The sequence below is a fragment of the Pseudomonas siliginis genome (genome assembly GCF_024072275.1).
GTDB lineage: Bacteria > Pseudomonadota > Gammaproteobacteria > Pseudomonadales > Pseudomonadaceae > Aquipseudomonas > Aquipseudomonas siliginis.
Genome location: NZ_CP099598.1, coordinates 4,478,842 through 4,491,836, shown reverse-complemented (window position 1 = coordinate 4,491,836; position 12,995 = coordinate 4,478,842). Strand labels below are relative to the sequence as shown.

The 12,995-nt window shown below is 58.6% G+C and carries 12 protein-coding genes and 1 pseudogene; 8 read left to right on the top strand and 5 right to left on the bottom strand.

Translation table 11 applies throughout. The features are described from left to right. Window positions 1-77: 77 nt before the first annotated feature. Entirely contained in the window at window positions 78-545 is a 468-nt protein-coding gene (locus tag NF676_RS20670; RefSeq protein WP_252886692.1) for a PA2169 family four-helix-bundle protein, read from the top strand. A 140-nt stretch (window positions 546-685) separates the two neighbouring features. Here the strand turns inward: NF676_RS20670 and NF676_RS20665 are convergent, their stop codons facing one another. Both NF676_RS20665 and NF676_RS20660 read right to left on the bottom strand, forming a co-directional pair. Beyond that, window positions 686-1,156 (bottom strand): MaoC family dehydratase, encoded by a 471-nt coding sequence (locus NF676_RS20665; protein WP_003227420.1) that lies wholly within the window; start codon window positions 1,154-1,156, stop codon window positions 686-688. 43 nt (window positions 1,157-1,199) lie between these two features. Further along, on the bottom strand, window positions 1,200-2,144 hold the full coding sequence (locus NF676_RS20660) for an alpha/beta hydrolase (RefSeq protein ID WP_095181493.1): 945 nt from the start codon (window positions 2,142-2,144) through the stop codon (window positions 1,200-1,202). Window positions 2,145-2,369: 225 nt separating this feature from the next. Between NF676_RS20660 and fadD2 the strand changes: the two genes are divergently transcribed. After that, window positions 2,370-4,058, top strand: coding sequence for a long-chain-fatty-acid--CoA ligase FadD2 (gene fadD2, locus NF676_RS20655; RefSeq protein ID WP_024014054.1), 1,689 nt, complete (start codon window positions 2,370-2,372; stop codon window positions 4,056-4,058). A 348-nt stretch (window positions 4,059-4,406) separates the two neighbouring features. Further along, complete coding sequence (gene fadD1 / locus NF676_RS20650) at window positions 4,407-6,104, top strand: long-chain-fatty-acid--CoA ligase FadD1 (RefSeq protein ID WP_024014053.1); 1,698 nt, start codon at window positions 4,407-4,409, stop codon at window positions 6,102-6,104. Window positions 6,105-6,356: 252 nt separating this feature from the next. On the opposite strand, the gene NF676_RS20645 is transcribed toward fadD1, so the two are convergent. Next, window positions 6,357-6,734, bottom strand: coding sequence for a hypothetical protein (locus tag NF676_RS20645; protein WP_016775519.1), 378 nt, complete (start codon window positions 6,732-6,734; stop codon window positions 6,357-6,359). A 194-nt stretch (window positions 6,735-6,928) separates the two neighbouring features. On the opposite strand from NF676_RS20645, the gene NF676_RS20640 reads away from it, so the two are divergent. The 3 genes from NF676_RS20640 to def all read left to right on the top strand — a co-directional run bounded on the left by NF676_RS20640 (window position 6,929) and on the right by def (window position 8,776). Next, on the top strand, window positions 6,929-7,120 hold the full coding sequence (locus NF676_RS20640; RefSeq protein WP_041479186.1) for a CsbD family protein: 192 nt from the start codon (window positions 6,929-6,931) through the stop codon (window positions 7,118-7,120). A 163-nt stretch (window positions 7,121-7,283) separates the two neighbouring features. Then, entirely contained in the window at window positions 7,284-8,240 is a 957-nt protein-coding gene (locus NF676_RS20635) for a YihY/virulence factor BrkB family protein (RefSeq protein ID WP_150637508.1), read from the top strand. Further along, entirely contained in the window at window positions 8,237-8,776 is a 540-nt protein-coding gene (gene def, locus NF676_RS20630) for a peptide deformylase (RefSeq protein WP_076563914.1), read from the top strand. The genes NF676_RS20635 and def overlap by 4 nt, the downstream gene beginning before the upstream one ends. 115 nt (window positions 8,777-8,891) lie before the next feature. Here the strand turns inward: def and NF676_RS20625 are convergent, their stop codons facing one another. Further along, window positions 8,892-9,314, bottom strand: coding sequence for a GNAT family N-acetyltransferase (locus NF676_RS20625; RefSeq protein WP_252886691.1), 423 nt, complete (start codon window positions 9,312-9,314; stop codon window positions 8,892-8,894). A gap of 720 nt (window positions 9,315-10,034) precedes the next feature. Here NF676_RS20625 and NF676_RS27845 point away from each other — a divergent pair. Beyond that, window positions 10,035-10,760: pseudogene (locus NF676_RS27845) on the top strand (PAS domain-containing protein); the annotation flags it as partial. A 54-nt stretch (window positions 10,761-10,814) separates the two neighbouring features. After that, complete coding sequence (locus NF676_RS27840; RefSeq protein ID WP_223259141.1) at window positions 10,815-11,354, top strand: methyl-accepting chemotaxis protein; 540 nt, start codon at window positions 10,815-10,817, stop codon at window positions 11,352-11,354. Window positions 11,355-11,490: 136 nt separating this feature from the next. Here the strand turns inward: NF676_RS27840 and NF676_RS20610 are convergent, their stop codons facing one another. Beyond that, a complete protein-coding gene (locus tag NF676_RS20610; RefSeq protein ID WP_252886690.1) occupies window positions 11,491-12,915 on the bottom strand; it encodes an MFS transporter in 1,425 nt (474 codons plus the stop codon). Between the last annotated feature and the right edge of the window lie 80 nt (window positions 12,916-12,995).

The following is a 12,995-nucleotide window of genomic DNA, read 5'->3' as shown; positions in this document are numbered from 1 at the left end:
TTCTATTATCAATAAGCAAACTGGCACGCACACTGCAATATCCCTTGCATCTTCAACCAACCGCAAGGAATTGGAAAATGACTGACGTAAACAAAGAATCCATCTCGGTACTCAATGACCTGATCGAAACCTCCAAGGACGGTCAGGAAGGTTTCAAGACTTGCGCCGAAGACATCAAGCACCCAGAGCTGAAAAGCCTGTTTGTGACTCGCGCAGCTGATTGCGCCGCTGCCGCAACTGAGCTGCAAGCGGCCGTTCGTTCGCTAGGCGGCGATCCGGAAACTTCCACCAGCGTGAGCGGTGACCTGCACCGTCGCTGGGTCGACGTGAAAGCCATGTTCACCGGCAAAGACGAAGAGGCTGTGCTGAACGAAGCCGAGCGCGGTGAAGACCATGCCCTGAAGGCTTACAAAGAAGCGCTGGAAAAAATCACCAAGCACAATCTGGTGGGTATTCGTGACCTGGTTGAGCGTCAGTACCACGGCGTACAACGCAACCACGACCAGGTGAAAGCCCTGCGTAATCAGGCTCGTGCGAACTCGTAAGAGTTAGTCGGCTGAAAAAAAACGCCAGCTTGTCTGGCGTTTTTTGTGCGCGTCTGGAAAGCAAAGATCGCAGCCTGCGGCAGCTCCTACAGGGGAATGAATTCCAAAGTAGGAGCTGCCGCAGGCTGCGATCTTTTCGATCAACCGATACTGATCGCCGGCAATGTCGGCAACGTCACCGTCTGCTGTTTACGTGGCGCGAGAATCTCCGCTTCACCATCCACTACCAATTCATCACGCTGATTGAACACGCGAGTGGCAATGCGCACACGAAACTTCGGCAGCTTCTCGAGAATTTCCAGACGCACTGTCAGCGTGTCGCCGATCTTCACCGGCTTCTGAAAGCTCATCTGCTGACCGATATAAATGGTGCCCGGCCCAGGCAATTCACAGGCCACCGCTGCACTGATCAGCGCACCGCTGAACATGCCGTGGGCGATGCGTTCCTTAAACATGCTGGCGGCGGCAAACTCGGCGTCCAGATGCACCGGGTTGTGGTCGCCTGACATCGCGGCGAACAGCTGAATGTCGCGCTCTTCGACAGTCTTGCTGTAGCTGGCGGTCTGGCCGACTTCGAGGGCTTCGTAAGGGATGTTGGTAACCTGGGTCATCGGTTTCGATTCCTGTGACGGATTTCAGTCAATCCACAAAAAATTATTCGCTGCGCTGCGGGCGCCGGTGGCTCAGGGCCTGGTCGATCCAGGCGAGCACATCGGTGGTCACTTCGTCGCGATTACTTTCATTGAACAATTCGTGCCGGGCCTGCGGGTAGATCTTCAGTTGCAGGTGCTGGCTGCCGGCCCTGCGCAAGGCATTGGCCAGATCTGTCAGACGCTTGCCCTCGCTCACCGGATCACATTCGCCACCAATCACCAGCAGCGGCAGGCCCGGATCGATCTGCGCGAGATTGGACGCTTTGCTGATTTGCTGCAACCCGCCGAGCAGGTCGACCCACAGCTGATTGGTGCAGCGAAAGCCGCACAACGGGTCGGCGGCGTACTTGTCGACTTCGGCCGGATCACGGCTCAGCCAGTCGAAACGGGTGCGCACCGGTTTGAATTTATTGTTGAACGAGCCGAACGACAGCCACTCGATCAACGCACTGCGGCCCTTGCCGCCCTGGCGCAGTTTTTCCAGCCGGGCTATTTGCCGCGCGATGCGATAGAGGGCCACCGGCTGGAAATTCGAGCCGCTGAGAATCGCCCCGTGCAGACTGGCGCTGTGGTGCAACAAATAGCCTTGGGCGATGTAGCTGCCCATGCTGTGGCCGAGCAGGATGATCGGCACGCCGGGATGTTGCTGGCCGATGTGCTGGTTGAGGCTGGCCAGATCGCCAACGACCTTGCACCAGCCGTCGTCATCGGCGAAATGGCCAAGGGTGCCGTTGTCGGCGGTGCGACCATGGCCGCGCAGATCCGGGGCGTACACGCCATAGTCTTTGTCGCAAAACGTGTCGGCGAGCCGCGCGTAGCGAGCGCTGTGTTCGGCCATGCCATGGGCCAGCAGAATCACCGCTTTCAATGGCGTGGCCGGTAGCCAGCGGTTGACGTACAGGCGGCTGCGGTCACTCGCGTCCAGCCAGAAGGTGTCGTGGGTCATGGCGATTCCTTTGCTCAGCATCGCCACAGTGTATAGCGCGTCTGATCAGCTCACGCCACGGCTGGAAGATTCACGGGATCAATGAGGGCCTGCGTCATATTTGCCTCAATGGCCATAGCTGCTAGTGTCCGTGAAGCTCCGCTTTGTGCTTTTCGCCTTCCATGGACGAAGCAGAAACGACAGAAAGCGGCTCCCGGATCGGCTCAGGTAAAGAGGACAAGAACAATGCAACCTGATTTCTGGAATGACAAACGCCCGGCCGGCGTACCGCTGGACATCGACATGGGCGAGTTCAAGTCGGTCATCGAAGTGTTTGAGCGTTCCTGCAAGAAATTCGCTGACCGCCCGGCGTTCAGCAGCATGGGCATCACCCTGACCTACGCCGAACTCGAACGCCAGAGTGCGGCGTTCGCCGGTTACCTGCAGGCCCATACCGATCTGGTGCCGGGGGATCGCATTGCGGTGCAGATGCCCAACGTTCTGCATTATCCGATTGCCGTGTTCGGTGCGCTGCGCGCCGGGCTGATCGTGGTCAACACCAACCCGCTCTATACGCCGCGCGAGATGCGCCACCAGTTCAAGGATTCCGGCGCACGCGCGCTGGTCTACCTGAATTTGTTCGGGCAGAAAGTCCAGGAAGTGCTGCCCGACACCGACATCCAATATTTGATCGAAGCGAAGATGGGCGACCTGATGCCCACCGCCAAAGGCTGGCTGGTCAACACCGTGGTCAGCAAAGTGAAGAAACTGGTTCCCGAGTATTCGCTGCCGCAAGCGACCTCGTTCAAAAGCGCGCTGCGCATGGGGCGTGGTCTGGGCATCAAGCCGCTGAACGTCGGCCTCGATGACATCGCCGTGCTGCAATACACCGGCGGCACTACCGGCCTGGCCAAGGGCGCGATGCTCACCCACGGCAATCTGGTGGCGAACATGCAGCAGGTGCGCGCCTGTCTGGCTCAGCTCGGCCCGGATGGTCAGCCGCTGTTGCGCGAAGGCCAGGAGGTGATGATCGCGCCGCTGCCGCTGTACCACATCTATGCCTTCACCGCGAATTGCATGTGCATGATGGTCTCGGGCAACCACAACGTGTTGATCTCCAATCCGCGTGACATCGCCGGCTTCATCAAGGAACTGAAGAACTGGCGCTTCTCGGCGCTACTGGGTTTGAACACCTTGTTCGTCGCGCTGATGGATCACCCTGACTTCAAGACCCTGGATTTCTCCAGCCTGAAGCTGACCAACTCCGGCGGCACCGCGCTGGTCAAGGCCACCGCCGAGCGCTGGGAGCAGATGACCGGTTGCCGTATCACCGAAGGCTACGGCCTGACCGAGACCTCGCCAGTGGCGTGCACCAATCCTTACGGCGATCAGTCGCGCCTGGGCACTGTCGGCCTGCCGGTGCCGGGCACGCTGGTGAAAATCATCAACGATGACGGCGTCGAACAGCCGCTGGGCGAGCGCGGCGAACTGTGCATCAAAGGTCCGCAGATCATGAAGGGCTACTGGAACAAACCCGAAGCCACCGCCGAAGTGCTGGACGCCGAGGGCTGGTTCAAGTCCGGCGATATCGCCGTGATCGACCCGGACGGTTTCGTGCGCATCGTCGATCGCAAGAAGGACATGATCATCGTCTCCGGCTTCAACGTTTATCCCAACGAAATCGAAGACGTGGTCATGGCCCACCCGAAAGTCGCTAACTGCGCGGTCATCGGCGTACCGGACGAGCGTTCGGGAGAGGCGGTGAAGCTGTTTGTGGTGGCGCGGGAGAGCGGGGTCAGCCTGGAAGAGCTGAAGGCTTACTGCAAAGAGAATTTCACGGCCTACAAGGTGCCGAAACACATCGTGTTGCGTGAGTCGTTGCCGATGACGCCTGTAGGGAAAATTCTGCGGCGCGAGTTGCGGGACATCGCATAAAGGTTACAAGCGAAAAGATCGCAGCCTTCGGCAGCTCCTACAGGAAACGCATTCCAAATGCAGGAGCTGCCGAAGGCTGCGATCTTTTGCTTTTACACCCCATGACTACGGGGCTTTCACAGGGTAATAGGATTTTTGCTCTAAAATGACCGCTGGCAAGTCTTGAGTCATCAATATGACTGTAGGGGCCTCTTTTGGCTCTGGTCGACCCTTGGCAAAGCTGCTACTCTCGGCGCGCTTTGTGACTTCTCGGCCTGTAAAACGCCGGATTCACCAATACAAAACACACACCAATAATAATCGCATCAAATGCGGTGAAGAATTCGCGTTGCTGAGGAGTGGGCTTCCATGATCGAAGACTTTTGGAAGGATAAGTACCCGGCTGGAATCGCAGCCGAGATCAATCCAGACGAGTATCCGAACATTCAGGCAGTGTTGAAGCAATCCTGCCAACGCTTCGCCAACAAACCGGCTTTCAGCAACCTCGGCAAGACAATCACCTACGGTGAGCTGTACGAGCTGTCCGGTGCCTTTGCCGCGTATCTGCAACAGCATACCGACTTGCAGCCCGGTGATCGAATCGCCGTGCAACTGCCCAACGTCCTGCAGTACCCGGTCGCGGTCTTCGGTGCCATTCGCGCCGGGCTGATCGTGGTCAACACCAACCCGCTGTACACCGCGCGGGAAATGGAACACCAATTCAACGACTCCGGCGCCAAGGCCCTGGTGTGCCTGGCGAACATGGCGCACCTGGCCGAAGCCGTGGTGCCGAAAACCGGGGTCAAGCACGTCATCGTCACCGAAGTTGCCGACCTGCTGCCGCCGATCAAGCGCCTGCTGATCAACAGCGTCATCAAGTACGTGAAGAAAATGGTCCCGGCCTATCACTTGCCCAAAGCCATCAAGTTCAACGACGTCCTGAGCAAAGGCCACGGCCAGCCAGTGGCCGAAGCCAATCCGGACAGCGGCGATGTCGCAGTGCTGCAATACACCGGCGGCACCACCGGCGTGGCCAAGGGCGCGATGCTCACGCACCGCAACCTGGTCGCCAACATGCTGCAATGCAAGGCGCTGATGGGCTCCAACCTCAACGAAGGCTGCGAGATCCTGATCACGCCGCTGCCGCTGTATCACATCTATGCGTTCACCTTTCATTGCATGGCGATGATGCTGATCGGCAACCACAACATCCTGATCAGCAACCCGCGCGACCTGCCGGCGATGGTCAAGGAACTGTCGAAGTGGAAGTTCAGCGGTTTCGTCGGTCTGAACACGCTGTTCGTGGCGCTGTGCAACAACGAAGGTTTCCGCAAGCTGGATTTCTCCGCGCTGAAAGTTACCCTGTCCGGCGGCATGGCCCTGCAACTGGCGGCGGCCGAGCGCTGGAAAGCCGTGACCGGTTGCGCCATCTGCGAAGGCTACGGCATGACCGAAACCAGCCCGGTGGCCACGGTCAACCCGATTCAGCACATCCAGATCGGCACCATCGGCATTCCGGTGCCGTCGACCCTGTGCAAAGTCATCGACGATGCCGGTGTCGAGCAGCCGCTGGGCGAAATCGGCGAGCTGTGCGTCAAAGGCCCGCAAGTGATGAAGGGCTACTGGCAGCGTCAGGAAGCCACCGATGAAATGCTCGACAGCGACGGCTGGCTGAAAACCGGTGACATCGCGCTGATCCAGCCGGACGGCTACATGCGCATCGTCGATCGCAAGAAAGACATGATTCTGGTGTCTGGCTTCAACGTCTATCCGAACGAACTGGAAGACGTGCTGGCGACTTTGCCGGGCGTGTTGCAGTGCGCGGCGATCGGTGTGCCGGACGAGAAATCGGGTGAGGCGATCAAGATTTTCATCGTCGCCAAACCGGGCGTGACCCTGACCAAAGAGCAGGTCATGGACCACATGCGCGCCAACGTTACCGGCTACAAAGTGCCGCGCTCGGTGGAATTCCGCGATGCGCTGCCGACCACCAACGTCGGCAAGATCCTGCGCCGCGAATTGCGGGATGAAGAACTGAAGAAGATCAAGGCCAAGTCTGCCGCGTAAATAAAAAGCCCCGCAGATGCGGGGCTTTTTGTTGGGAAAGATTGGTGATTTGCAGCGTCTGGTAAATCCTACCCCCTCACCCCAACCCTCTCCCCCAAGGGGGCGAGGGGGAAGGGAGCCGATCTTCAAGCTTTTCAGAACCTGAGTTCGGCTCGATATTTCAGGTCGGCGTATTCCGTAAGAACAACCCGGTCGGTCCCCTCTCCCTCTGGGAGAGGGCTAGGGTGAGGGGAAGGGCTGACGCCACAAATCCTACTGACGAAACGGCGCAAAATTCACGTTGGTCCCCGCCGGTCGCATGTCCTGCAGATAAGAATCCTTGTCCGCACTCAATTCCAGGCTCAGCGCCGCCTTGCGTTTGCCTTCATTGCGAATCACCAGGCCTTCGAGCTTTTCGCGCAGGAACACCGTGGGCACTTTCAGGTGCAGCAACTCATCGGTGGCCGGGGTGTGCAGCAGCAAGTGAATCCACTCGTACTGACCGATGGCCAGACGCGACACCGGCAGGTCGAACCACCAGATATTGCGGTTGCGGTTCAGTTCGGCGAAGTGGCAGTTGTTGGTGCCGAGCACGGCGCCGCCCAGTTCCTGGTTGCGACGGGCGATGGCCTGGGTTTTATTGAGCTTCATGACATTCCTGCGAATCGGTGTGCCGGGCGCGACGCCCGTAGGCTGAGCATTCTCGGGGCAACGCCGGCAAACATAAAGCGCAACCTGCGCGCCACGACGAAATGCCGGCAAAATAAATGAAACTCGGCGCAAAGCGCACCGGTCAATCGTTACGTAATGACTTTTCTTCCCTATATGCATCACGGAGAAACACCATGAGTAGCACAGGCGATAAAGTAAAAGGCATGGCCAACGAAGCCGTCGGTAACGTCAAGCAAGGCGTCGGCAAGGTCACTGACAACGACAAGCTGCGCGCCGAAGGCAAGGTTCAAGAGAAAAAAGGCGAAGCCCAGCAAGCGGTTGGCAACGCCAAGGACGCTGTGAAAAAAGGCGTCGACAAGGCGTAAGCGAGCCTTGAACGAATCACACGAGCGGCCATCCAAGGATGGCCGTTTTTGTATCAGAACCCTGCGGTCATCCGCCGAAGGATCGCCAAGTAGGCTACCTTGAGGTAAAAAACGGCCCCTGAGTCGCCACGACTTCAACCTTTTGCGGCGCAAGGAGACGCGAATGATATTTCCGGACATGAAAGGTCTGCCCCTGCACCGGGTGATGGTGCGCACGGTCACTGAGTTCGTCGATGACGAAATGTCGACCTACGCCTCGGCGCTGGCCTACCAGATGCTGTTCTCGCTGTTTCCGTTCATTCTTTTCCTGATTGCCCTGATCGGTTTCCTGCACCTGCCAGACTTCTTTTCCTGGCTGCGTCTGCAATCTGAACTGGTGCTGCCACCGCAGGCACTGGAGCAGGTCAACCCGGTGATCGACCAGTTGCAGCAATCCAAGGGTGGCCTGCTGTCCATCGGTATCGTTATTGCGCTGTACACCGCGTCCGCCGGCGTGCGCCTGATGATGAGCGCAATGAATGCCGCCTACGACGTGGTCGAAGGCCGGCCGATCTGGAAGCGCTTCCCGTTGTCGATCGTCTACACCGTCGGCATCGCCGGCATGCTCCTGATCGCCGCTGCGCTGATGGTGCTCGGGCCGCAGGTGATGGGCTGGATTGCCGCACAAGTGGGACTGGAATACTTCATCGTCACGGTGTGGACGATCGCCCGCTGGCCGGTGATCGTGATTCTGATGATGGTCGCGGTGGCGCTGATCTATTACGTGATGCCCGACGTCAAACAGGAATTCCGTTTCATCACCCCGGGTTCGGTGCTGGCCGTGGTGGTGTGGATCCTCGCCTCGTTGGGGTTTGCCTTCTACGTGAAAACCTTCGCCAACTACAACGCAATGTATGGCAGCATCGGGGCGATCATCGTGCTCTTGCTGTATTTCTACATCTCCTCCGCAGTCCTGTTGCTTGGCGCGGAAATGAATGCAGTGATCGAGCACATGTCCGCTGAAGGCAAGGAAAAGGGCGAAAAAGCCCCTGGCGAGCCTGACGAATCCCCCAAACAACACGTCTCGGGCCTGGGCCGCGATCATTCGCTCAAGCCGGACACTGATGAAGCCCGAACATGATTCGTGAAATTCTGAAAATGGGTGACGAGCGCCTGCTGCGCATCGCCGCGCCGGTACCACCGGAAATGTTCAACAGCGCCGAGCTCTGGCAACTGATCGATGACATGTTCCAGACCATGGAAAGCGTCGGCGGCGTTGGCCTCGCGGCGCCGCAGATCGGAGTCGACCTGCAACTGGTGATCTTCGGCTTCGAACACAGCGAGCGTTACCCGGACGCCGAAGCAGTGCCGCAGACGATCCTGATCAATCCGCTGATCACGCCGTTGAATCCGTTGATGGAAGAGGGCTTCGAAGGTTGTCTGTCGGTGCCGGGCCTGCGCGGCGCGGTGGAGCGTTATCAGCAGATTCGCTACGAAGGCTTTGATCCGAAGGGCGAGCCGATTGTGCGAGTGGCCTCGGGGTTTCATGCACGGGTGGTGCAGCATGAATGCGATCACCTGATCGGCCGGCTGTATCCGTCGCGGATTACCGATTTCAGCAAGTTCGGCTTTACCGAAGTGCTGTTTCCGGATCTTGATCCCAACGCTGACGACTGATTGTCAGAACACCATCAACCCCTGTGGGAGCGAGCCTGCTCGCGAACGCGGAGTATCAGAACCAAATTCGGCGCTGACACACCGCATTCGCGAGCAGGCTCGCTCCCACAGGGTTTCAGCGTAAATCTGCGGGATTGAGCCTCATCGCAATCATCGGCTTGCTCCGCGCATACCGGCTCAACCGCTCGGCCATCGCCTGCGGCAGTGGCGGATCGAAGCTGAACCCACGCCGCTCATAAAATCCGCGCAAATCTGGATGACAAAACAGCCACACCGGCTCGTCCACCTGGGCAACCGCCGTTGCGATCAACTGCGCAGCGACACCTTGTTCCCGACACTGCGGATCGACAAACAACCCCGTCAGCCAGTGTCCGCCCGAGGCTGGCCGCAGACACAGCGCCGCAACGATCTCGCCGCGCCTTGCCACCCACAACTGCGCCTCGCGCACGGCTTTCATCGACGACTGGTGGCTGCGGTAGAACTTGTTCATCAGCGGCCACAACGATTCGTCGAGCTGGCTGTAGTGGATGTCAGACATGGTTCGGGCTGTCGCTGCGAAAAGCGCCGATTATAAAAGAACGCGCGCTTCGGGATAGGTGTATACCTGAACTCACACCCCTGTGAGTGGAGTACCGATCATGTCCAAAGGTATGGATTCAAAGAAAGCCGCGAAGAAGAAGCCGGCCAAGACCGCGATTGAAAAACGCGCGGAGAAGAAAGCCAAGAAGGTCGATATTTTCGGCCATTGATCAAACCATGCGGAAGCCCGGTTCACGGGCTCCCGCCTCGCTGGCGAAAACGTCCGTTTTCACCACACTGTTTCCCTGCGCTGAACCGTTTCTTGTGCAAAAAGTGCCAGATACTGGCCGACTAGTGGCCTTGCGCCCGGCGTTCGGCTGGCTATGCTTGCAGGTAACTAACCATGTCGACCGTCATGCCAACAGGCCGACGGCACAGGTTGGTCCGTGATTCATGCTGCCAGAGTGCGCAATTCAAGGCACCAACACTGAACCAACAAGGAGCGTCACTTAAATGGAAGTTCTTCTACGCGTTAGGGCTGGCCCGCATGCGGGCTATCAAGAAAAGGATGTCTTGATCAGAGCGTCGCTGCACGACGCATCCGATTGATCATCATTTATCACCTGACAACTTCCTCCCGTGGGGGAAGGCGTGTGCCTGTTCTGTGGAACGTAGTGATGGATCTTGCAAGACCTGAACTTTCATCAAATCAAAAGAACGCGCGGAAGGTGATACAACCATGTTCAACCTACATCACAAGGCTGACCTGCGGGAAATCGAGCGCTTCAGCTGTGCGCTGACTGAGGCCAACGCGAAAATCGAAGCGATCAGCCGCTCGATGGCGATGATCGAGTTCACTCCGGACGGCATCGTTCTCGACGCCAACGAGAACTTCTGCAAGACCATGGGCTACAGCGCCGATGAAGTGCGCGGCAAACACCATCGGATCTTTTGCGAAGAAAGCTTTTATCGCAGCGAGGACTACGCGAAGTTGTGGCGCGACCTGGCCCGTGGTGAACCGCTCAGCGGTACTTTCCTGCGTCTGAACAAGAGTGGCCGGGAAATCTGGCTTGAAGCCAGTTACATGCCGGTATTCGGTCCCGACAAACAGGTCAGAAGTGTCATCAAGGTTGCGGCGGACATCACCGCACGCATCAACAAAGAACATGAAGAAGAAGCCATGCTCGCGGCGATCGGCCGTTCCATGGCGGTGATCGAGTTCACCCCCGAAGGCAATGTCATCCGCGCCAACGACAACTTTTTGCAGACCATGCAGTACGCGCACCCAGAAATTGTCGGCCAGCACCACAGCCTGTTCTGTCACCGCGCAGAAGCAGAGTCCGCGCAGTACAAGGCGTTCTGGGCTTCGCTCAATCGCGGCGAATATCACTCGCACCGTTTCGAGCGCAAGAACAAGTCCGGGCAGATGGTTTATCTGGAGGCTTCGTATAACCCGCTGTTCGACGCCAAGGGCCGCTTGTACAAAGTGGTCAAGTTCGCCAGCGACATCACTCGGCAAATGACCACTCTGCAGAACGCTGCGGAATCGGCCCACAGTACCTCGGTGCAAAACGACGCCTGCGCGCAGAAAGGCTCACAGGTGGTGCAGCAGACCGTGCAGATCATTCAGGACATTTCCCGCGATCTGAACGAAGCGGCGGTGAGCATTGATGCGGTCAGCAAACAGTCGGACATCATCGGCACCATCGTTCAGACCATTCGCGGCATTGCCGATCAGACCAACCTGCTGGCGCTCAACGCCGCGATCGAAGCGGCGCGCGCCGGTGAACATGGACGCGGTTTCGCGGTTGTCGCCGATGAGGTGCGCAGCCTCGCCGCGCGGACCAGTCAGGCCACTCTGGAAATTGTCGACGTGGTGCGCAAGAACCACGACCTGTCGCTGAGCGCAGTGTCGAGCATGCAGTCGAGTCTGAGCCGAACCGGGTTGGGCGTGGAGCTGGCGAACGAGGCGGGCGAGGTGATCCTCGAGATTCAGCAAGGCTCGCGGCATGTGGTGGATGCGATCAGTCAGTTCAATGAAACCCTGCAATTGAACTGAGCTGTTTCAACGTCACCAAATAGCCGATGTGGGAGCGAGCCTGCTCGCGAAAGCGTTATGTCAGCCAGCACATGCCTTTCTGACACGACGCCTTCGCGAGCAGACTCGCTCCCACAGGTGAGTCCTGTGTTGGCCGTCAGCGATGCGCAATGTTCTCCAGCGCCAGATTACGCGTACGCGGGCCGAACCAGCCGATGGTCAGCATCACGATCAGCATGCTGCTGACGATGAACGCCAGTACCCCCGGCGTGCCGAAGTTATCCAGGAACATGCCGATCAGCAGACTGCTGAACACCGTCGACAAGCGACTGAACGAATAGCAGAACCCGACCGCGCGGGCGCGGATGTTGGTCGGGAACAGCTCGCTTTGATAGGAGTGATAACTGAAGCTCAGCCAGGCGTTGCAGAAGGTGATCATCACCCCGCAGAAAATCAGCCCGAAGGCGCTGGTCTGCAGGGCGAACAGGGTGCCGAAGGTCATCGCGCCGAGCGCCGAGCCGACGATTTGCCATTTGTTCTCGAAACGGTTGGCGAACTTCACAAACAGCAACGGCCCGAGCGGGTAGGCGAGGGTGATGATGAACGCATACATCAGACTGTGGGTGATGCTCACGCCTTGGCCCGAAAGCAGCGCCGGCAACCAGTTGCCGAAACCGAAGAAACCGATCGCCTGAAAGATATGAAAAACGATCAGCATCAACGCGCGGCGGCGGTAGGGCGGCTGCCAGATATCGGCGAAACGGCCCTTGCCTTCGACATCGACCGGCACCGGTTCCGGCGCATCCAGCGCTTTGCCGTAATCCTTGGCGCAGCGCGCTTCGAGATGGTCGAGGATCCGATTGGCCTCATCGAAGCGACCGTGTTGCGCCAGCCAGCGCGGCGATTCCGGCAGACGCTTGCGCAGCCACCAGATAAACAGCGCAAACACCGCGCTGGCCAGCACCACCCAACGCCAGCCGGACACCCCGAACGGCGCTTGCGGCACCAGCCACCACGACATCAAGGCCACCGCCGGCACCGAGAGGAACTGCACGAAAAACGCAAAGGCGAACGCCGAGCTGCGCATGCGTTTAGGGACCAGTTCCGAGAGGTAGGCATCGATCGTCACCAATTCGATACCCAAGCCGATGCCGACCAGAAAACGCATGCCGATGATGCCCAGCGCTGAGGTCTGAATCCCCATCAGGACTGTCGCCACCGTGTACCAGATCAGCGCGAAGGTGAAGATTGCCCGGCGACCGAAGCGATCCGCCAACGGACTGAGCAGGCTGGCGCCGAGGAACAGGCCGAGGAACGTCGCCGAGGCGAACGCCGCCTGATCGGAGAAGCCGAACACCCCCTGACTGCCAGTGGCGAACAGGCCGTCGCGAATCAGCCCGGGACTGATGTAGGCGGTCTGGAACAGATCGTAGAGTTCGAAAAATCCGCCGATCGACAGCAGCGCCACCAGACGCCAGATGGTAGCAACGGCGGGCAGCCGATCAATGCGGGCGGAAATTTCGGCGGCGCGTACCGGGTCGATGCCATCACTGGGCGCGGCGGCGGGAGCGTGAGCAGTCATAAGCTGATCCATTTTTTATTGATGGAAAAGCTTAGCCTGCTATCGGAATTGATGGATTGTGAATATCAGCGGTTTACCCG

Coding starts and splice junctions, on each gene's coding strand:
- NF676_RS20670 (WP_252886692.1), top strand. CDS start 78: ATGACTGACGTAAACAAAGAATCCATCTCGGTACTCAATGACCTGATC.
- NF676_RS20665 (WP_003227420.1), bottom strand. CDS start 1,156: ATGACCCAGGTTACCAACATCCCTTACGAAGCCCTCGAAGTCGGCCAG.
- NF676_RS20660 (WP_095181493.1), bottom strand. CDS start 2,144: ATGACCCACGACACCTTCTGGCTGGACGCGAGTGACCGCAGCCGCCTG.
- fadD2 (WP_024014054.1), top strand. CDS start 2,370: ATGCAACCTGATTTCTGGAATGACAAACGCCCGGCCGGCGTACCGCTG.
- fadD1 (WP_024014053.1), top strand. CDS start 4,407: ATGATCGAAGACTTTTGGAAGGATAAGTACCCGGCTGGAATCGCAGCC.
- NF676_RS20645 (WP_016775519.1), bottom strand. CDS start 6,734: ATGAAGCTCAATAAAACCCAGGCCATCGCCCGTCGCAACCAGGAACTG.
- NF676_RS20640 (WP_041479186.1), top strand. CDS start 6,929: ATGAGTAGCACAGGCGATAAAGTAAAAGGCATGGCCAACGAAGCCGTC.
- NF676_RS20635 (WP_150637508.1), top strand. CDS start 7,284: ATGATATTTCCGGACATGAAAGGTCTGCCCCTGCACCGGGTGATGGTG.
- def (WP_076563914.1), top strand. CDS start 8,237: ATGATTCGTGAAATTCTGAAAATGGGTGACGAGCGCCTGCTGCGCATC.
- NF676_RS20625 (WP_252886691.1), bottom strand. CDS start 9,314: ATGTCTGACATCCACTACAGCCAGCTCGACGAATCGTTGTGGCCGCTG.
- NF676_RS27840 (WP_223259141.1), top strand. CDS start 10,815: ATGACCACTCTGCAGAACGCTGCGGAATCGGCCCACAGTACCTCGGTG.
- NF676_RS20610 (WP_252886690.1), bottom strand. CDS start 12,915: ATGACTGCTCACGCTCCCGCCGCCGCGCCCAGTGATGGCATCGACCCG.